The sequence below is a fragment of the Synechococcus sp. C9 genome (assembly GCF_022984075.1).
In the GTDB taxonomy this organism is placed as follows: domain Bacteria; phylum Cyanobacteriota; class Cyanobacteriia; order Gloeomargaritales; family Gloeomargaritaceae; genus Gloeomargarita.
Window position 1 is genome coordinate 381,513 of sequence record NZ_JALAAD010000001.1, and the last position, 19,572, is coordinate 401,084.

General features: G+C 54.5%; 16 protein-coding genes and 1 pseudogene. 6 read left to right on the forward strand and 11 right to left on the reverse strand.

The features are described 5' to 3' along the window. Nucleotides 1-2: 2 nt before the first annotated feature. Nucleotides 3-527 carry a methyltransferase domain-containing protein gene (locus tag MLD66_RS01915; RefSeq protein WP_247215257.1) on the forward strand — a complete coding sequence of 175 codons (525 nt, stop codon included), beginning with the start codon at nucleotides 3-5 and terminating at the stop codon, nucleotides 525-527. Between the two features lie 53 nt (nucleotides 528-580). On the opposite strand, the gene asnB is transcribed toward MLD66_RS01915, so the two are convergent. The 7 genes from asnB to MLD66_RS01950 form a co-directional block, all read right to left on the reverse strand. Next, nucleotides 581-2,497 carry an asparagine synthase (glutamine-hydrolyzing) gene (gene asnB / locus MLD66_RS01920; protein ID WP_247215258.1) on the reverse strand — a complete coding sequence of 639 codons (1,917 nt, stop codon included), beginning with the start codon at nucleotides 2,495-2,497 and terminating at the stop codon, nucleotides 581-583. Then, nucleotides 2,498-4,165: a glycosyltransferase family 39 protein gene (locus MLD66_RS01925; protein ID WP_247215259.1), complete on the reverse strand. Its 1,668-nt coding sequence runs from the start codon at nucleotides 4,163-4,165 to the stop codon at nucleotides 2,498-2,500. Next, nucleotides 4,099-5,151 (reverse strand): N-acetyl-gamma-glutamyl-phosphate reductase, encoded by a 1,053-nt coding sequence (gene argC, locus MLD66_RS01930; RefSeq protein WP_247215260.1) that lies wholly within the window; start codon nucleotides 5,149-5,151, stop codon nucleotides 4,099-4,101. The genes MLD66_RS01925 and argC overlap by 67 nt, the downstream gene beginning before the upstream one ends. Before the next feature lie 336 nt (nucleotides 5,152-5,487). Then, complete coding sequence (locus MLD66_RS01935; protein ID WP_247215261.1) at nucleotides 5,488-6,168, reverse strand: N-acetylmannosamine-6-phosphate 2-epimerase; 681 nt, start codon at nucleotides 6,166-6,168, stop codon at nucleotides 5,488-5,490. Nucleotides 6,169-6,184: 16 nt separating this feature from the next. Next, nucleotides 6,185-7,723: a bifunctional phosphoribosylaminoimidazolecarboxamide formyltransferase/IMP cyclohydrolase gene (gene purH, locus MLD66_RS01940; protein WP_247215262.1), complete on the reverse strand. Its 1,539-nt coding sequence runs from the start codon at nucleotides 7,721-7,723 to the stop codon at nucleotides 6,185-6,187. A 3-nt stretch (nucleotides 7,724-7,726) separates the two neighbouring features. After that, nucleotides 7,727-8,326 (reverse strand): nucleotidyl transferase AbiEii/AbiGii toxin family protein, encoded by a 600-nt coding sequence (locus MLD66_RS01945; RefSeq protein WP_247215263.1) that lies wholly within the window; start codon nucleotides 8,324-8,326, stop codon nucleotides 7,727-7,729. Next, complete coding sequence (locus MLD66_RS01950) at nucleotides 8,326-9,003, reverse strand: hypothetical protein (protein WP_247215264.1); 678 nt, start codon at nucleotides 9,001-9,003, stop codon at nucleotides 8,326-8,328. Before MLD66_RS01950 ends, MLD66_RS01945 begins: the two co-directional genes overlap by 1 nt. A gap of 73 nt (nucleotides 9,004-9,076) precedes the next feature. On the opposite strand from MLD66_RS01950, the gene MLD66_RS01955 reads away from it, so the two are divergent. Together MLD66_RS01955 and MLD66_RS01960 are read left to right on the forward strand one after the other, a co-directional pair. After that, nucleotides 9,077-9,967 carry an AAA family ATPase gene (locus MLD66_RS01955; protein WP_247215265.1) on the forward strand — a complete coding sequence of 297 codons (891 nt, stop codon included), beginning with the start codon at nucleotides 9,077-9,079 and terminating at the stop codon, nucleotides 9,965-9,967. Between the two features lie 198 nt (nucleotides 9,968-10,165). Next, nucleotides 10,166-10,516: a hypothetical protein gene (locus MLD66_RS01960; protein WP_247215266.1), complete on the forward strand. Its 351-nt coding sequence runs from the start codon at nucleotides 10,166-10,168 to the stop codon at nucleotides 10,514-10,516. Nucleotides 10,517-11,086: 570 nt separating this feature from the next. On the opposite strand, the pseudogene MLD66_RS01965 reads toward MLD66_RS01960, so the two are convergent. The 3 genes and pseudogenes from MLD66_RS01965 to apcD all read right to left on the reverse strand — a co-directional run. After that, nucleotides 11,087-12,100: pseudogene (locus MLD66_RS01965) on the reverse strand (chlorophyll a/b binding light-harvesting protein); the annotation flags it as partial. A gap of 168 nt (nucleotides 12,101-12,268) precedes the next feature. Then, nucleotides 12,269-12,754 carry an allophycocyanin subunit beta gene (locus MLD66_RS01970; protein ID WP_247215267.1) on the reverse strand — a complete coding sequence of 162 codons (486 nt, stop codon included), beginning with the start codon at nucleotides 12,752-12,754 and terminating at the stop codon, nucleotides 12,269-12,271. Nucleotides 12,755-12,874: 120 nt separating this feature from the next. After that, complete coding sequence (gene apcD / locus MLD66_RS01975; protein WP_247215268.1) at nucleotides 12,875-13,348, reverse strand: allophycocyanin subunit alpha-B; 474 nt, start codon at nucleotides 13,346-13,348, stop codon at nucleotides 12,875-12,877. A 390-nt stretch (nucleotides 13,349-13,738) separates the two neighbouring features. On the opposite strand from apcD, the gene MLD66_RS01980 reads away from it, so the two are divergent. From MLD66_RS01980 to MLD66_RS01990, 3 genes are all read left to right on the forward strand, one after another. Next, entirely contained in the window at nucleotides 13,739-15,073 is a 1,335-nt protein-coding gene (locus tag MLD66_RS01980) for a metallopeptidase TldD-related protein (protein WP_247215269.1), read from the forward strand. 202 nt (nucleotides 15,074-15,275) lie between these two features. Next, on the forward strand, nucleotides 15,276-16,397 hold the full coding sequence (locus tag MLD66_RS01985) for an ARC6/PARC6 family protein (protein WP_247215270.1): 1,122 nt from the start codon (nucleotides 15,276-15,278) through the stop codon (nucleotides 16,395-16,397). A 173-nt stretch (nucleotides 16,398-16,570) separates the two neighbouring features. Continuing rightward, on the forward strand, nucleotides 16,571-17,695 hold the full coding sequence (locus MLD66_RS01990) for a potassium channel protein (protein WP_247215271.1): 1,125 nt from the start codon (nucleotides 16,571-16,573) through the stop codon (nucleotides 17,693-17,695). A gap of 12 nt (nucleotides 17,696-17,707) precedes the next feature. Here MLD66_RS01990 and MLD66_RS01995 read toward each other — a convergent pair whose 3' ends face one another. Continuing rightward, nucleotides 17,708-19,438: a diflavin flavoprotein gene (locus tag MLD66_RS01995; RefSeq protein ID WP_247215272.1), complete on the reverse strand. Its 1,731-nt coding sequence runs from the start codon at nucleotides 19,436-19,438 to the stop codon at nucleotides 17,708-17,710. Nucleotides 19,439-19,572 lie beyond the last annotated feature (134 nt).

Genomic DNA, 19,572 nt, shown 5'->3' on the forward strand with positions numbered 1-19,572 from the left:
CGATGGTACTACGGCTTCATATTGGTGGCACCCGCCCCCACCCGGATTGGAAAATTCTGGATGTGGAACCCCGTCCAGAGGTGGATTATGTGATGAATGCCGCTGATCTGAGTGCTTTTGCGGATGAGTCGGTGGATGTGATTTACGCTAGTCATGTTCTGGAGCATTTTCATCACAGCTTAAATAATGAATTGCTCCAGGTGTTGGTCGAGTGGCGGCGGGTACTGAAACCGGGGGGCAAGTTATTAATTAGCGTGCCGGATTTGCGTGTCCTGTGTTGGCTGTATGGCAATCCCAATTTGCTCCCGGAAGAACGGATGCATTTGATGCGGATTATGTTTGGGGGACAAACGGATGAATACGATGTGCACAAGGCGGGGCTGGATTTTGAAATTTTGGGGATGTATGTGGAACAGGCAGGATTTAGTGACTATGAACAGGTGAGTGAATTTAATTTATTCCCCGATTGTAGCCGGATTAGAATCCTGGACACCCTGATCAGTTTGAATGTGATTGCTACCCGGTAAGGTTAAAAACCGATGAATTTTGGGTGTGAACCGCTTGAGTCTTGTTGAATCACTTAACTTGTTTGCTCATGCCAAGCCTGAAACATCAACACCGGCCAAAGTTGGGCTTGCCAATTAAAACGACCCTGTAAATGTTCTTGCCATTTTTGGTGAATCATTTGCGGTTCCAGATACCCCTGTTGTTGCAATCGCCGGGGGTTTAGCAATCCTTCTGCCCAATCCCGTAAAGGAGGATGACGCAACCATTCGCCCAGGGGCAGGGCAAATCCTTGTTTGGGACGTTCGATGAGTTTTTGGGGGACATATTGGTAGAGAATTTGCCGTAAAATCCATTTACTTTTGCCCTGGTGAATTTTGTATTTAAGGGGCAATTGCCAGGCTAATTCCACCAGATTTTGATCTAAATAAGGGGCACGGGATTCTAATCCCACCGCCATCGTTGCCCGGTCAACTTTTACCAAAATATCATCTGGTAGTTCCATTAGACAATCGGCATACATGAAGCTGTGAATTTCATCGTTTAGTAAAGGGGCATCAGCGGCTAATTTCTGAAAGATGGTTGGGTTTTGTTTCCCTAAATCAATGACCAAATCCTTTGCCAAGGGTGGTGTCAGCCAACGACGGCTTAAATAGTCATACATCAAAGCGGGATGGGGTTCTGCTAAAACAGCCGCCAAACGTGCCAAATTATCGGCTGGGGAGTAGTAGGGTGTGGTGAATAATAAATTTACCCAACGGTAGGGAATTTTTTGTAAGAAATAGGCGAATTGTCGTCGGATTATCAGGGGTAACCAAGCGATTGCCCGCCAGATGGTGCGTCCATATTGATACTGACGATACCCACCAAATAATTCATCCCCCCCATCCCCGGACAAACTGACGGTAACCTGTTGCCGGGTCAATTCCGCCACTAAAAATGTGGGAATTTGGGAGTTATCCGCAAAGGGTTCATCGTAAATCTGGGGAAGTTTGGGGATTACAGCCATCGCCAGTTCCGGCGTAGCAATTAATTCCGTATGTGCGGTTCCCAAATGCTGAGCTACCTGTTTTGCCCAAGGTGCTTCATTATAGGCGGTTTCACTAAATCCAATCGTAAAAGTTTTCACAGGTTGCGGGGATTGTTTTTGCATCAACGCCACGATTAACGAAGAATCCACACCCCCTGATAAAAAAGCTCCTAACGGCACATCCGCTACCATCTGTTCCCTAACCGTTTGCGTGAGTAATTCTTCTAGGGTTTTTACTGTTTCTGCGGGGGATAAACGCCAGGGGGTTTGAGTAGTAATGACCTGCGCCAGTGACCAATAGGATTGGGGTTGCACAACCGCTGTGGGATGGGGGATTTTTAACCAGGTTCCGGGCGGCAATTTATAAATGTTTTGGTAAATACTGGCAGGACTGGGAATATAGCCGTAATTCAGGAATAAATCCAGAGCGTGGGTATTTATTTCACCAGACCAACCAGGGCTGTACCGCAGGGCTTTTAATTCTGAAGCAAAGACCAACCCTGCCCCCGTCCAACCGTAGTACAGGGGTTTTTCCCCCATGCGGTCCCGGGCGAGGTAGAGACACCGTTGTTGGGGATGCCACAGCGCCAGGGCAAACATTCCCCGGCATCGCTGTAAACAGGGCACCAACCCCCACTCGGCAATGCCCGCCAGCAGGACTTCCGTATCCGAATGCCCCCGCCACCCCTGAGCCGCCAATTCCCGACGCAGGGCACTATGGTTATAAATTTCCCCGTTAAACACCAGCACCAGCCCATTGGCCGCCACCATCGGTTGTGCCCCCAGGGGCGACCTATCCAAAATCGCCAAGCGCCGATGCCCCAAACCCAGCCCCAGGGATGGCTCCACCCACACGCCCCCGTCATCCGGCCCCCGATGGGTTAATTGCGCCGTCATTTGCTGGACCGCCGTCACCACCTCCTGCCCGCCAGATCGGAGCCACACCCCGGCGATGCCACACATTTACGGCTCCCGCACCTGCACCAGCCGCCACCCCTCGTACACCCCCACCACCCGATAGCGACTCCGGGGTCGCAGAGAAAAATCCGGTTGCACCCACGCCCAACTCCCCCCAGGCAAAGCCGCCGGGTCGGGATACCATTGCCCCAAGTGGGGGGTATAAATGCTGAGCAAAATCTGCGCCTCATCCCCCGTCCCCTGACGGACAAAATGCACCGGCTGAACCGCCAACACCTCTGCCATCGGGGTTTCCTGCAACAGCCATTTCACATCGGGACGAAAATTGCCCACCAACCCCATCGCCCCCAACAAGGTCAACGTCAACCAGGGCCCAGCCACGCACACGCCCAGCCACCCCCGCATCCCCGGCCACCTTTGCCGCCAGCGATACCGACCCAGCCAAACCAAGGGCAGTAACCCCCAGCACAGCCCCAACCCCAAAGCCGGCCAGCGGTAGGGCATCACCTCCGGCACCTGGTCGGCAAACCGGGGGTAAAAGACCGTCGTCAACAGCACCAACACCCCCCCCACCAACCCCAGCCCATAGGCCCAACTGCGCGCTAACCACCGGGGTTTCAGCCCGCCCGCAAAAATCAACCCCAGACGGACCAGCCCCAACCCCGCCAACAGGGACAGCCAGGGCATCACCACCAAACTATAGTGGGGCAAACGGGTGGAAATAGCACTCAACCCCACCAGCACCACCAGCGGATACCCCCACAGCAAACTCCGTGCCACCGGCGGCGTTACCATCCCCCCCACCAACGCCAACAGGGGCCAGGGAAACCCCTGCAACGGCACATTCCAGAAGTAATAGAACCAGCCATTCCCCTGCCGGGTCCGCACCACCGCCCGCCCCACAAACCCCAGCAACGCCTGCACGGGTGCCCAGCCATCTTGCCGCATCACCAACCCCAGCCACATCCCCGTCGGTGCCATCCCCAACAACACCCCCAGCCACAGCCACGGACTCCGTAAATGCCCATGCCGCCGTCGTTCCAGCACCAAATAGGGCAAAAGTCCCACCAGGGGAATCAACCCCATCAGACTGCGAAATAAAATCCCCAAACCCAGCGCCACCCCCGCCCCCAACCGCCACACCTGCCCCCGTTGCTCCGATGCTTCCGCCCGAATCAGCGCCCAGACTGCCCCCACCCCCAACAGCACCGTGAGTATATCCGGGGTCGCCTGCCGACTGTAGGAAAACCAGACAAAATGCAGATTGAGTAATAACGCCCCCCACCAGGCCGCCGGTGCCGGGATCAACCGTTTTCCCAAATCATAAAGTAATAACGTTGTAATAATGCTCGCCAATTGGGACGGCAGTCGTGCCACCGACTCACTCAGCCCCCCCAGGTGAAATAGGGTCGCCAACAGCCAATAAAATCCCGGCGGTTTGTGGTAATGCACCGTATCCCAGGAGCGGGGCACCAGCCAATCCCCGGACAGCACCATGCCCCGGGCCCGCCACACATACAACCCCTCATCGTAGGGCAAAAAACTCTGTTCCCCCCCATGCCCAAACAGCAGTGGGATCAGCAACAGAATCAGGCTGATGTAGGGAAACCAACGGAACCAACGCACAGCGGTTTGTGACAAACAATCTAGGGGTAAAAACTCAATTGGGGTAACCCGGTGATTTCCGGCCAGCCCCGGCTGATATTCAGACATTGTACCGCCTGCCCCGCCTGCCCCTTCAGCAAATTATCAATCGCACTCATGACAATCACCCGGTCCGTGTGGGAGTCCAGTTCCAGACCGATGTAGCACATATTGGTTCCCCAAGCCCATTTGGTATGGGGATAAACCCCCGGTGGCAGTACCCGCACCCAAGGTTTTTCCCGGTAAAAGGCTTGGTAAATCAGCAGTAAATCCTCCGTGGTCAGCCCGGGGTCCCGCACTTGGGCATAGACCGTCGCCAAAATCCCCCGCACCATTGGCACCAGATGGGGGGTAAACTGCACCTTCACCGGTTGCCCCGCCAAATCGGCGCAAATTTGTTCAATTTCCGGGCGATGCCGGTGGCGACCCACCCCATAGGCACTGATGGAATTATCCGCCTCCGCCAGCAGGAGATGGGTTTTCGCCTGCCGTCCCCCGCCAGAGGTTCCCGATTTGGCATCAATCACAATGCTGTCCCACGCCACCAACCCCTGCCGCAACAGGGGCGCCAACGCCAACAAACTCGCCGTCGGATAACACCCCGGACAACCCACCAAGGTCGCCTGGAGCAGGGACTCCCGATACAGTTCCGGCAGACCATACACCGCCTTGGCCGCCACTGTCCCATCCGTGCGCTCAATCCCATACCAGGTTTGGTAAATCTGCATATCCCGGAAGCGGTAATCGGCGGACAGGTCAAACACTTGGCACCCCTGCGCCAACAAATCCGGCACCAATTTGGGCGCCACCCCATTGGGCAAAGAAAGAAACACCACCTGGGCTTTTCGGGCAATCACCTGCACATCCACCGGCTCCACCACCCGATGCACCTGATGTCCCAGATGGGGATAAATATCGGCAAATTCCTGCCCCGCACTGCTATCGCCGCCCAAATACGCCAACTCCAGGTAGGGATGGCTGAGGATGAGCCGCACCAATTGCACCCCCCCATAACCCGAAGCTCCCACCACGGCTACCGGAATTTTGTCCGTCACGCTGTCCCCCAGGGTTTTGCCGTTAGCCTAACATGAGTTTACGTTCAGGGGCATCCTCAAATCCCCATTTCCCCCATTTCTGCCGGTGCTACAGCCATTTGGTGAACGGATATTCCGGAAAACCGAATCCCAGGTCGGCGCTCCTGTGGCAATCGCATTGGGAATGTGAGTAAAAATTTCATACCGGGAAAATCCAGGGTCGCAGGGCATCGCCCCGTCTTTGGTTCTTGGTAACCTGGTTATGCGGTGATGCCCAGGCATCTTCTGGGATTGGGATATGACCGCCCTCACCGCCCGCTTCAAACCCTATGCCATGGGGACGAAGACATTGTTTTCTCAAGCCTGCAATGCCTGCACAAACCACCGGGTAATATCCACCGGGCGGGTGATGGCTGAACCAACCACGACGGCATAGGCTCCGGCATCAAGGGCTTGGCGGGCTTGGTGGGGCGTACGGATGCGCCCCTCAGCGATGACCGGGATGGCAACCGCCTGGGTGAGTTGCTGGATGAGGGTCAAATCCGGGGCAGAGGGGTTCAGGTTCGCCGTAGCTGGGGTGTAACCCGATAGGGTCGTCGCCACATAATCCGCCCCCGCCGCCGCCGCCTGTACCCCCGCCGCCAACGTATCCACATCAGCCAGGATCGGCACAGCACCCAACTCTTGTTTCAACCGGCGGACAAACTCGGTTCCCGACATCCCCCAAGGACGCTGACGGGTGGTGGCATCTACAGCAATCACATCCGCCCCGGCGTGGATTAAATCCAGCACATCCTGCATCGTCTCCGTGATCAACACCGACCCATCCGGGTATTGGTGCTTGGTCAGTCCAATGATCGGCACCGTTACCTGGGAACGCACCGCTTGCACATGGGCCACCCCACACAGGCGCACCGCCCCCGCTCCCCCCAACACCGCCGCTTGGGCAAACGCTCGGATAAATTCCTCCCCGTAGAACGGACTGCCCGGTTCCGCTTGACACGAAACGATCAACCCAGGCGGTAGGGAGATGATCATTCCAGAATCCCCACCCCTAGTGGTAAAAATGCCGCCTACCCGTGAACAGCATCGCCACACCCCCTTCATGGGCGGCTTGGATCGACTCCTCATCCCGGAGACTGCCCCCCGGTTGCACCACCGCCGTAATTCCCGCCGCCCCTGCCGCCATCACCGAATCCCCAAAAGGAAAAAAACCATCGCTGGCCAACACCGCCCCCTGCGCCCGTTCCCCCGCCTGCGCCAAGGCTAACCGCACCGCCCCCACCCGCTGGGTCTGCCCACCGCCAATCCCCAGGGTCACTCCATCTTTGGCGACCACGATGGCATTGGATTTCACCGCCTTTACCACCCGCCACGCCAACCATAAGTCCGCTAATTCCGAGGGCGTGGGTTGTTTTGCCGTCACCACCTGCCATTGCTGGGGTTCTACTGTCCCTAGGTCGGGAGTTTGTACTAAAAATCCCCCGCTGATCATTCGTATCTCTGCCTCCGGCGGTATTCCCAACTCCGGCATGACCAACACCCGCACCTTGGATTTCCGTTGCAAAATCGCCGCCGCCGCTGGGCTACATCCGGGGGCCACGATACATTCCAAAAATAATTCCGTCATTGCCGTCGCCGTTGCCTCGTCCAAGGGCTGATTCACTGCCACGATGCCCCCAAAGGCTGATACCGGGTCCGCCTGGAGTGCCTTTTGGTACGCTGTCAGTAAATCATCGGCACAGGCCACACCGCAGGGGTTGGTATGTTTGATAATCGCCGCCGTGGGTTGGGTGGTGGGAAATTCCCTGATCAAACGCCGGGCGGCCTCCAAATCCACCAAATTGTTAAAACTCAATTCTTTCCCTTGGAGCAATTCGGCGGTACACCAGCCGGTGGGTGTATCCCCAGTCCGGTACCAAGCCGCCTGTTGGTGGGGATTTTCCCCGTAACGCAGGGGTTGAACCAGGGTGCCCTGACAGGCCCAATGGTGGGGCCAGCGGGTCGGGGTGGGGGTCAGGTAGGCGGCAATCCGCTGGTCGTACTGACTGGTGTGGCAAAAGGCTTGGGCGGCGCAGGCTTGGCGAAATTCCCGCTGGGTCTGCCCCTGGTGCGTCCGCAGGTGGTTGAGGTACTCCGGGTACTGGCTGGGTTCACACAAAACCGTCACAAAAGCATGGTTTTTCGCCGCCGCCCGGAGTAACGCTGGTCCGCCAATGTCAATCTGTTCCACCGCTTGGGCGTGGGTGGTCGCCGGATTCTGAACCGTCTCCGCAAAGGGATAGAGATTCACCACCACTAAATCAATCAAATCAATCCCTAAATTCTCCAATTCTGCTAAATCCTGGGGCACATCCCGCCGGGCGAGAATCCCCCCGTGAATTTTCGGATGTAGGGTTTTCACCCGTCCGCCCAAAATCTCCGGCGAACCTGTGTAGTCGGATACTTGCGTTACCGGCAAGCCCGCCTTTTGCAAAACCTGCGCCGTACCCCCACTGCTCAGTAATTCATAGCCAAATTCTTGTACCAAAGCTTCAGCTAAGGGCACCAAACCCGTTTTATCACTCACACTCAATAGGGCTTTCCGGGTCATCGCTTAGTATCCATCATCCACTTGGGTTAATTCTATATTGGAAATTTCTGCCCAGGTTTGTTGAATATCTTGGCTATAATTCTGCTGTTTTAAGCATTCTGAAATTTCTAATTTTAACTCAGGAAAACGTAGTAGTAATAAGGTTAAATCCCGCCAATCTGTACCAGCTTTGGGTTGATTCTTGCGGCTATGGTAAGCCACCAATTTACTCATCGCTAATTCCCGGGGTGTTAACACTTGAATATCGCCAATCAATTCGGTTTCGGGTAATTGGTTTACAGAACGAATATCGGCTAAATGGCGATTCTCTGGCTTATGTACTTGATAAATTCGCCAAGCTTGACCGGATTTGATTTCTCGTATCCGCACGGCAATATGTAATTTTTCATGGAGATAATTTTGTAGTTCGGTTGCGAATCTATTTGCTTCTAAGGCGAGAATGTCCACATCTTGGGTCATGCGGGCTTCCGTAATATAGGCATTGACCGCATAGGCACCGAAGAGAGCCACATCCCTGCGCCCCTGCAAACATTCCAGAATCGTTTGTTGAATCTGGGCTAAGGGCAAAGGCTCAGCCATCAAAAATTCGGTGAAACTTAGCATCAAATCTGCCGTTCCCGATAGGTGCCATTCACCAATTCTACCCCATGAAATCCATGCCCGACTGTACGCATCCGCAAACGATTATTCACCTCCGAAAGTCCATGTTTTTTGTGGTGCGCTTTGATGCGATCCAAATTGGCGACATACCAATCCTGGGCGGTGCGCCGGTCACAGTGCGCCTGGAGTTCTAAAACCGCAATATCAATATAAATTTTTTGGTTAATATCCGTCGCCTGGTCGTTAAATCCCACCAGCATATTAAAGGCTTGTTCCACACTGGACATAGGGGGGGAAGGGGATGCCTCCGGGTGAATTTGAAGCATCAAACCCTGTTTCACCAATTCCAATAAAGGCTTACCCGAATTGAAGATCAATTTCTCCAAACTCGCCCGGTCCTCCGGGGTAAGTTCCAGGGCATCCAGACTGAATGGGGTTGCCGTTTGGCTCTGGGATTGGCGATAACTGGACACCAGCAGGTCAATCACCTGGGCAGGGGGCAGATGCAGTTCCTCGGCGAGGGCGGCTAAACCCGCATGGGTCGGTTGGGCGGTGGGGTTGTCCAATTTGGTGAGCAAGAAGGTCAGGACATCGTTCCAAGACCCCCCCAATTCCGATTTCAGGTCACTGAGCCGTTGATACTCTTCATCCGTCGGTGCAAAGGAAATTTTGGTAGTCATGCTCGCCCCTTGACATGCCAGTTCATACTTTTATTATGGGCGTTAATGCGCCGTTTAACCGACAAGTTATCCCATGAGTTTCACCAGTTTTTTTGCGCCGGTGCGGGGACAGAGCTTGGCGGTGATGCTTTTGGAACGGGCTTTGGGGTGCCAACGGGTGGCTCCTGCCTATCTCTTTCAGGGACCGGCGGGGGTGGGAAAAGCCCTGACTGCCCGGTGTTTGGCGCACTATTTACTAGGCAAGAACCGGGATCATCCCGATCTCCTCTGGGTGGCACCCGTGCAGAAAACCCAGGACTCAGGACGGGTCACCCAAGCCCAAATTCGCCTGGAGCAGGTGCGGGAAATTACCCAATTTGTCGGGCGTACACCCTGGCAAAGCGACCGTTCCCTGGTGGTGATTGAGTCGGCTCAATGTCTGAATGAACCAGCGCAGGATGCCCTCTTGAAAACCTTGGAAGAACCCGGTCATAGCCGCATCATTCTGCTTGCCGACCGCCCGGAGGAGTTGCTGACCACCATTCGTTCCCGGTGCCAGGTGATCCCGTTTCGCAATTTGGACAGGGACGATATGGGCGCCGTTCTCAACGAACAGGGCTACGGCGAAATTACGCACCATCCCGAACTATTGACCCTCGCCTGCGGTTCCCCCGGTGCCGCCATCGCCCATTGGCAACAGTGGCAGGCGTTACCCCCGGAATTGCCCCCGCTGTTTGACCCCTTGCCCACGTCCCTAGCCCAAGCTTTGGAACTTGCCCGTCGTTTGACCCAAGCCCTGGAACCAACAGCGCAACTGTGGCTGACGGATTACCTACAGTGGTTCTATTGGGAACGCTACCAGCGGCAGGAACTGATCCAGATTTTGGAGCAAACCCGTCAAGCCTTATTGAATTATGTGCAACCCCAGTTGGTTTGGGAAGTGACTTGGATGCGGATTTACCAACTTCAGTGTTCTCTTCCCTGAGGGCAAAATTGATGCGGAGTAAAACCTAATTAAGGGCATCTCTAAAAATAGGTCGCAGGGACACCGCCCCCGTCCTTAGTTCTGGGAAATTTCTCTTCGTTAATCAAGTAGGATGGGTATAAATTTGTTATTTTAATCCCTCGGGCGGCAAATCCGCTGATGTATGATCAAGGTATAAATACCAGGAAAAATTGAACGATGAGTTCTCCCGTAACCCTCGAAACTATTGCCGCTAGTCTAGAGAGTATTGCTCAACAGGTGCAAGCCCTAGACCATAAAGTGACGATGTTGGATCAACGGGTGGAAGCCCTAGATCAACGGGTGGAAGCCTTAGATCACAGGGTGGAAGCCCTAGAGCATCGGGTAGAGACTTTAGAGCATAGTGTAGAAGCTTTGGATCAAAAAGTTACCAAACTAGAGGCGGAACAAGCCAAAACCAACCTCATTGTTGAAACCTATCAAAAAGCCTCAACTCAGGTGGTTAATCTAGCCTTTGGGTTACTAGCGACTGCCACCATTACCGTCATTGTCACCAGCGTTTTTAAGTAAAAACTTTTCTACCGATAACATCCCCTAGGCAATTGCTAATGACTGTAACAATCACACTTCAATTATGAGTAAAGGCGTTGCTGAATGTAGATATGATTTCCCTCATCCCCCGCTTTTTCTGTAAGGAGAAAGGAGCCAGAATCTCGTCCCCTCACCCATTGGAAAAGGGTTAGAGTAAAGGCACATTTTAAGAATTCATACCTCTGTTCAGCAACACCACAGACCCTAATTTCCTACCCCGTACCACCGTTGGGGCGTTTGGGGGCGACGCTGGGATGGCTTGGTCGCCGCCGGGGCGTAGAAGCTCCCCATACTGGGTTCTGCCCGTCGTTCTAGCCGAGGGGCTGGCTCGTAAAATACGAGGGTTCGCCAGTGGTACACCGCTTGATACAGGGTGGTTTTCACCCCATTGATCCCCCGCAGGGATGGGGCTTGCCAACCCCGCACCGGTTCGTAGATGGCTTCCGTGCCTTGGGGTGTGAGGGCGGGAGCGGGTACCAAGCGTGGCTCGTACACCACATCCAGAAGCGGTTGGGGTTCACACTGGAACTGGGGTTGGTACACCGCCTGGGCTTCCGCCCGCCAAGACCGGAACATTTGCCCCACATCCAGCCCCATCGCCCGCTGGAAATGCCATAGCCCCCCTTGCAGGAAAAAGAAGGCTAGGTAAAAGTGGGCATTTGCCAACCACACCCGGGACGAATAGCCCCCCGTGCCCGTCGGGTCGAAGTAGTAGGGCGTGAACTGCGACTTGAGTTCCAGAGCAGGGCCGTAAAATTCCACCGGGTAGGCGAGGGTATTAAACCCGCAGTAGTAGGAAGCGGCAAACCCCGCCAGGGCAATCCCAAACAGGGAATAGCTCAAAATCCCATCGGCGGAAAACAAAAAGCGGTTTTTTACCCAACCAAAAGGCGGCACCAGGATATGCCACGTCCCCCCCAAAAACAACAGCAATGCCACAAGGATATGCCCACCCACCAGGTCTTCCAGGTTATTCACATCAAACAGATGGGTGCGGTAATCCCACAGGGCAAATACATCTAAATTTGGCTGGCTCACCACCCGCACCTGCCCCAAGGTGGCATCGTACAAACCGCCCAAAAACATGGCTTTGGCAACCAAAAGTAGGGCACCGAACCCCAAGATCAACAGGTGGTGCCCCAAAATGAACCCCAACTTCGCCGCATCATCCCAGCGAAAATGAAATTTGCCCACCGGCGGTTGGGACATTTCCAAACTGGCGGGTAGTTTTTGCCGATGGAACCAGGCACCCCACGCCAATACCCCGGCGGCTACCAGATGAAAACCCGCCACCGCCACGAAGGGAAACGTATTGACAATCTGCCCGCCCTCGCCCACGCCCAGCCCCAAGGTCGCCAAGTGGGGGAGCAAAATTAACCCCTGTGCGTACATCGGGACTTTGGGGTTATACTTTGCCAGTTCAAACAGGGTAAAGGCACCCGCCCAGAGCATGATCAATGCCCCCTGCGCCACGTGTGCCACAATAAACGTATTGGATTGGTGAATAAACCGGGCATTACCCGCCCACCAAGGATAGGGGGACAGGCTGGAATCTCGTTTCATAACAGCACCTTTTGCATGAATAAACATGAGTTATGGCAATCTCAAATGATTCATCAACATCGCCAATTACCTCAGAATCAGAGCGGAAAAATTTCCTTCAACCCTGGACGATTCAAAGAATTAGCTTCGCTCACGATTCACATGAGATTGCCATCCTTCTCTTGGCGATTAGGTCAAACCAGCGATGATGTGATCCAGATAAACTGCGAGTTCCTGACCCGCTTCCGCCCCCACGCTGGCATTGAGCACTTCTTTCATCGCATTCAGGGCTTCCACCACCCGGTCAATCGGCACCCCCAGCGCCGTGTAGGTTTCTTTCAAACCATTCAATACCCGCTCATCCAGAATGGACGCATCCGCCGCCAACATGGCATAGGTAGCATAGCGCAAAAAGTAGCTCAAATCCCGCAAACAAGCTGCATAGCGACGGGTCGGGTACATATTTCCCCCCGGCAGGGTAATGTCGCCGTAGAGCAAACTTTTTGCCACCGTCTTGCTAATAATGTCACTGGCGGTCGCACTAATAATACCGGCGGCTTTGACCCGCATGGCACCCCGTTGGAAGTATTTATTGAGTTGATCCAAGGCGGCACTATTGAGATATTGCCCCTGCTCATCGGCGGGGTTAATCAGGGCAGTAATCGTATCTTGCATGATGTCTCCTCTAGGTAAATCATTGGGCTAAGATTATCCATCGGTATCCTGGCAATGAACCCCATAAAATTCACCATTGATTGGCTGGAGAATGGAGTTTGATTACAGGAATTTTGGAACTTAAAATGCACGGATCAAACGGTCAAAATAGGGAGCGGCTAACGCCATTTCTTCCGCAGACATCAGACCAGCGGCTACTTCCTTGAGACTTGCCATCGCCATCCGCAAATTGGCTAAAGGCACCCCCAAAGATACATACATTTCCCGCATCCCATTCAAGCCAATATCTTCCAAAGGTTTATCATTCCCAGCCAAGACACAATAGCTCACCAAACGGATGTACCACCCCTGATCCCGTTGGCAGAGGGCGGTTTTTTGAGCATTGCCCCGATTGCTGGGAGTATTGGGACATTTTGCCCAAAAACGCTTGCTCCCTTCTTCCACAATCTTCTTTTCGTTGGCGGCGAGTTTTTCTGCCACCCGAATCCGCAATGCCCCCTTGCTAAAAAACTCTTCCAATTTGTTCAATTCGGTACTGCTGAGGAACCGTTCAGCAGCGTCCGACTGGGCGATCACCTGCGCAACAAGACTCATGGTTTTTGATTAAAATAATGGACTACAGATAACACAATAAAATGAAGCCTAAAGCAATGGAACACATTATGAAGAAAAAGTTGTGATTTGAAATAAATGTGCAACAAACAAATCCCGGTTCATGTACTACAAATTGTGTGACAAAAAATGTAACAAATTGTGTGACAAAACCGTACGGCACGGCTTCATTTAAGGGAACCTCTATTGATTTGAACCAATCATCAATCCCATCGTGGGAATGCCCCTATTACCCAGAACCAAGGGTGGGAGTGCCCCCCTGCGACCTAATTTTTAGAAATGCCCTTATGGGAGCCACGCACGACCCAGGTATCCGCTGATCCCGATGCCATGCCCGAGATGCCATAATAAACGGGATGGGCAGGAATTTTTATGGCTGATTTCATCGCCGCTATTGCGGAAAGTTGGCAGACCTGCGTGACCGCCTTGGCAGACCTATCCCTAGCCTGGCGGGCGGAGTTGGTGGCGGAGTCCAGCGATTTTGTGCGGTTTAATGGGGGGGCAATCCGTCAAAGTGGGACGGTGCAGGATGCCCAGATGCAATTAACCCTGATGACCCAGGGACGCAGTGGCTATCGGCGGTTCCCGTTGATGGGGGTGCCTGCTATAGATGAGGCGCAATTGCGGGAAGCGGTGGCGGCACTGTGCCAGGAGGTGCCCGAATTGCCCCCGGACCCGTTTTTGGTACTGCCGGAGGGGTCGCAACACAGCCGGGTTGAGCAAGAGGGAGCGATTCCCCCGGTGACGGAGGTGATCCCCGCCATTGTCGGTGCGGTGCGGGGTCTGGATTTCACGGGATTGTATGCGGGGGGACCCCAGGTGCGAGCCTATGCGGATAGTGCGGGGCAAGCCCACTGGTTTCAAACCGTATCCTTTAATTTGGACTACTCTCTATTTAATGCCCAGCAACGGGCGGTGAAGGGTTATTACGCCGACCGGACGTGGGATTTAGCCGCTTTTTGTGCCCAAATTCAGGGGTTAAGCACCCAGTTGCAGTTCCTGGCTCAACCGGCGAAAACCCTGCCCCCCGGTCGTTACCGGACTTATTTTGCCCCAGCGGCGGTGGCGGAATTGGTGGGGATGTTGTCCTGGGGGGGGGTGAGTGAGGCGGCGATGCGCCAGGGTACCAGTGCCCTTTTACCGCTCCGGCGGGGGGAACGGCGGTTGGCGGACAGCTTTCACTTGCGGGAAAATTTCCAGGCGATTCCTGCGCCCCGGTTCAATGACCAGGGGGATTTGGCACCGGCGCAGTTGGACCTCATTTCCCAGGGGGAGTTACAGCAAACCTTAATTAGTCAGCGCACGGCGAAGGAATACGGTTTAACCCCGAATGGAGCCGTACAGGGGGAGTACCTGCGGGCACCGGAAATTGCACCGGGAACCTTGGCTGAGGATGAAATTTTAACCACCCTTGACCAAGGTTTGTATATTGCCAACTTGCACTATTTGAACTGGAGTGACCAGGCAACGGGGCGGATTACGGGCATGACCCGCTATGCCTGTTTTTGGGTGGAGCAGGGGCGGTGGGTGGCTCCCATTGAAAATCTCCGGTTTGATGAAAGTCTTTATCATTTTTGGGGTGAAGGTTTGCTGGGGTTAACCGCAACCCAAACCCTCATTCCCGCTACGGATACCTATGAGCATCGGAGCTTGGGGGGGGTGTTGGTGCCGGGGATGTTGGTGCAGGATTTTAGCTATACGTTGTAATGTGTAATTCACGCCGGGGATGAATGATTGACCAGGGCTTTGTTTGAGCAATTCTGGGGCACTTCTAAAAATGGGTCGTAGGGACACCGCCCTATGCCTGGTTCTGCGGAGTTTCTGTTGATGCAATGTTCTCGGCAGCCAGGCACCTGGGCAATCCAACCGACAGGATTAAACTAGAATTAGCCACCCCTGGGGGAAGCAGATGGCTGTATCCTACCGGCAACTTTTATTGGAACGGGATGGGCAACCGCTCAATGAGTCCCAGGTGCGGCTGTTGTTGCGGCAGGTGCTGAGCCAATTGCGGGGATACCACGACCGGCATCAGGCGCATGGGGGGGTGAGTTTGAGTACGATCCAGCAGGTGCCCCACGGGTGTCAGTTGGTGCCCCCAACCCGCACGCCAGCGACCACTACGCCCCAGCAGGATATTGTGGCCTTGGCACGGGCGGCGGTGACCTTGTTGACCGGCTATCCCCCTAGCCCGGATTGGGTCTGGCAGGAACATTGTGAGATTGACCCTACCCTGGCGCAGGTGTTGACCCAGATGTTGGCCGGGGGGTTTGACCAAGCGGGGCAGGTGTTGGCGGTGTTGGTGCCGGAGGATTTTGAAGCCACGGAATTTGACACGGTACCCTACCAAACGCCGGTGGTTTCTGCTCCCACGCCCCCGCCCCCCACCCAGCCGATGGCGGCTCAGACGACACCGATGCCGCATCCCATTAACCCCCAGGGGGCGACCAAGGTGCCGGTGATGGTGCTGTTGCTGTTGGGTTTGGGATTGGGGGGAATGCTCACGGTGACGGGTGGGTTGGTTTGGTTTATGTTCCGGCGGCATTCTCCAGCGGTGGTAGCCCCCGCCCCTGAGCAAACTTCCGTGCCATCCCCGCAGGTAGGGGGAAGTGGGGGGCAAAAAAGTGCCGCCGCACCGACGACCAGCGGTTTCTCCCCTGAGGATGGGGTCGCCCTGGTGGAAGCCTGGTTAGAGGCGAAAAAAACCATCTTTGCCCCGCCCTATGATTTGGATTTGGCGGCCAATTTCCTGACGGGCCCCGCCTGGACTGATGTTTCCAAACCGGATGGTTCTGTAGATTGGTTGCGTAAAAATAATACCTATTACCGCTATGGGGGGCATCAAGTGACCCTGCAACGACTGCGGAAATCTACTGCCAACCAAGTGGTTTTAGACCTTACCATTCAGGAGCAGTTAAATATTTACAAAAATGGGCGTTTGCGCCAAAGTAAAACCGACCGGGATACCTATCGTTTTGACCTGCGCCGGGTGGGGGATACCTGGAAAATCTATGACCGCCGTAGTGTGAAATAACTAAGAAATTAAACCCATGCGTTTCCCTTTATATTCAATCTATAGCAATCCTCCTTGATTAACAAACAGCAATTCTCCAGAACCAAGTACGGGGGCGGTGCCCCTGCGACCCCTGTTCCATTCTTATTTAGGATCACTATATCTAACTAAACCCCAAGCCCGTGAGGTCACCTGTGTCCCGTCGTTCCCTCCCCAAATTCATCAAACAAGCGAAGCGACTGCGGGAACGTTGGCGGGTTTCCCCTGGGTTACGCAATTTACTGACAGCCTTAGCCCTATTTTCGGGGGTGCTGGTCTTGGGGGTTTTTGGGTATTGGGTCTTGGCGGGTTGGCCGTTTTTGGATGCCCTATATATGGTCATCATTACCATTTTTGGGGTGGGATTTGGGGAGGTGCGCCCCATCAATACCCTGGCCTTACGGCTATTTACGATGTTAATTATTATCCTAGGAAGTGCGGCGGTGGTGGGCACGATTGGGGCTGTGGTTCAGTTTGTGACGGAAGGGGAAATTAAACAGGTTTTGGAGTCGCAACGGATGCACCAAAAAATTACCCAATTACAGGATCATGTGATTATCTGCGGTTATGGACGCATGGGGCAAATCCTGGCGCAACGGGTGTACGAAGCCGGTTTGGACTTTATTGTGTTGGATATTAACGAGGAGCGGATTCGGGAGGCGACCGAACATGGCTATTTAACCCATCTGGGCAATGCGGAGGATGAGGAAACCCTGGTCTGGGCGGGGGTGGAGCGGGCCCGGGCCTTGGCAACCGTACTCCCGGATGATGCCCTGAATGTGTTTATCACCCTGACCGCCCGGGGGCTGAATGCGGGGTTGACCATCCTGGCTCGGGGGGAATTTCCGGCGACGGAACGGAAACTGCGCCTGGCGGGAGCGGACCATGTGGTGCTACCGGCGACGATTGGAGCCATGCGGTTGGCCTATTTGATTACCCACCCCGCCACGATTGACCTGCTGGATCGCAATGATGGTAGCAGTACAATTAACGAAATGCTCAACCAAATCAACCTGCGGATGGATGAATTATTGGTGCCGGAACATTCACCCCTAATTGGCTGCACGGTGGGGGATGTGGAGGTGCGGGGGGAGCGGACGTTTATTGTGGTGGCTCTGCGGCGGGCGGATGGGCTGTTGGTGGATAACCCGGAACGTCATTTAACCGTGCAGGCGGGGGATACGCTGATTGTGGTGGGGCATCGGAGTGATATGCCTTCCCTGGCGCAAAAATTTCGTCTGCGGCGGCAAATGCAGTATCGGGGTGCCCGCCAAAGTTAAGGTTCCTCAGGGTTAATAATGGTTCCCCACCTTGCGATGGTGCACCGCCGTCAACCCCTCCGGTTTGGCAACCCGCCCCGTATCCACCGTGGCATAGACAATCCAATGGTCAGAACATTCCATCCGGGTGGCTACCGTACATTCTAAGTACGCCAACGCCTCGGTCAAAATCGGCGCCCCATTGCTGGCGGTCTGGGTTTTCACCCCGGCAAAGCGGTCATCCCCTGGCGCAAACCGTTTCAAAAAGTGCTTCATCAGGTGTTGGTAATTCCCCGCTTCCAGCACATTCAAAACAAAGTGATCCCCGACCTGCATCAGGGCTTCAATCGCCCGGTCCTTCGCCACCGCAATCGTTAAACCCAAGGGCTGAAAACTCGCCTGCGCCACCCAACTGGCCAGCATCGCCCCGCTCCGTTCCCCCTGTTTGGCTGTGATGATGTACAGACCGCCGCTCAACCGTCCCAACGCCCGGTCCAGGTCATTATCCAGGGCTTTCATCTGTTGGATGGTCCGGTCCCGATTCACCCATTGTCCGAGATCGGTGCCCGCCTCTTCCGCCCGTTGATAGGTCGCCGGGGTCGGTGCCCCTGTCCAACGCAGATGGGGGAAGGCTGTTTCCAACCCCAAATCCCGGAATTTTGCCGCCAAAACATGGATGGACTCGTCCTCGCCGCCGCCCGACTCAAACAATCCTACCCGTTGCTTTGCCTGGACAGAACCCAAAATCGTCCCCACCACCGCCCGGGTGTGCGGGGCAAATTCCCCAGTCACCGGGGGCATCCCCACCACCAGCCCCTGACTGCGCTCCACCAACTCCCGCACCTCTTGCAAATCCGCCGACTTCATATCCACCATTTCCACCGTCGCCCCCGCCTTGGTCGCCCCGTGGGCAATCGCCTGGGAAATCCGGTCGCTATCCCCATAATCTGCTGTATAAAATACCGCAATGGTATTGCCCGCTTGGCTTTGCTCCTGACTCCATTGTTGGTAACGATCCAGCCAGTCCGGGATGTAATGCTGAAGTAAGGGACCATGCCCCGTGGCAATCAAACGGGGTTGCCCCAGGGGAGCCATGCGTTTCAAGGCGGCCAGCACCGACCGGGCATTCGGCCCCATCAAACAGTCGTAGTAATAGCGAAAATCCTCTTCAATTTCGGTCAGGGATTCATCGTAGAGGCGTTCCCGGCAGTAGTGCATCCCAAACACATCACAGGTAAATAAAATTTTACTGCCATGATCCCAGGTCAAAATCGTGTCCGGCCAATGCAAATTGGGGGCACTGATAAATTCCAAAATATGTCCCTGCCCCAGGTCAATTTTATCCCCCTGTTTGACCTGTAGCCGCTCGTAGGGACGATGAATAAAATTATCCAAAAATTGCAGGGCGACCTTGGAACCCACCACCGTCACCTGGGGAGCCAACGCTAAAATATCCCGCACCAAACCGCTGTGATCCGGCTCCGTGTGACTAATAATTAAATAATCCAGTTGGGTAAGATCAATTAATTCTTGAATTTGGGGGAGATATAATTCACGAAATTTGGCATGGGAGGTATCCACCAGGGCGGTTTTGTCCCCCTGAATTAAAAAGGAATTGTAGGTGGTGCCGTTTTGCAAACCAAATTCAATATCAAACCGGTCCCGGTCCCAATCTAATGAACGAATAACCGTGGTTTGGTCGCCCAAATGTTCAACCTGAAGCGTTAACCGTTTGGGTTGGGTCGGTGCAATGGTGGCAGTCATGCTTTTCCCCCCTAGTTATTTACATTTCTTAATTGATTTCCATGATAACGGAACCGGGGGGTGGCTGGGCATGGGCAGGATTGAATTTTTAATAACTGAGCCATAATGATTCATTATCTATTGGGTGCCCTGTC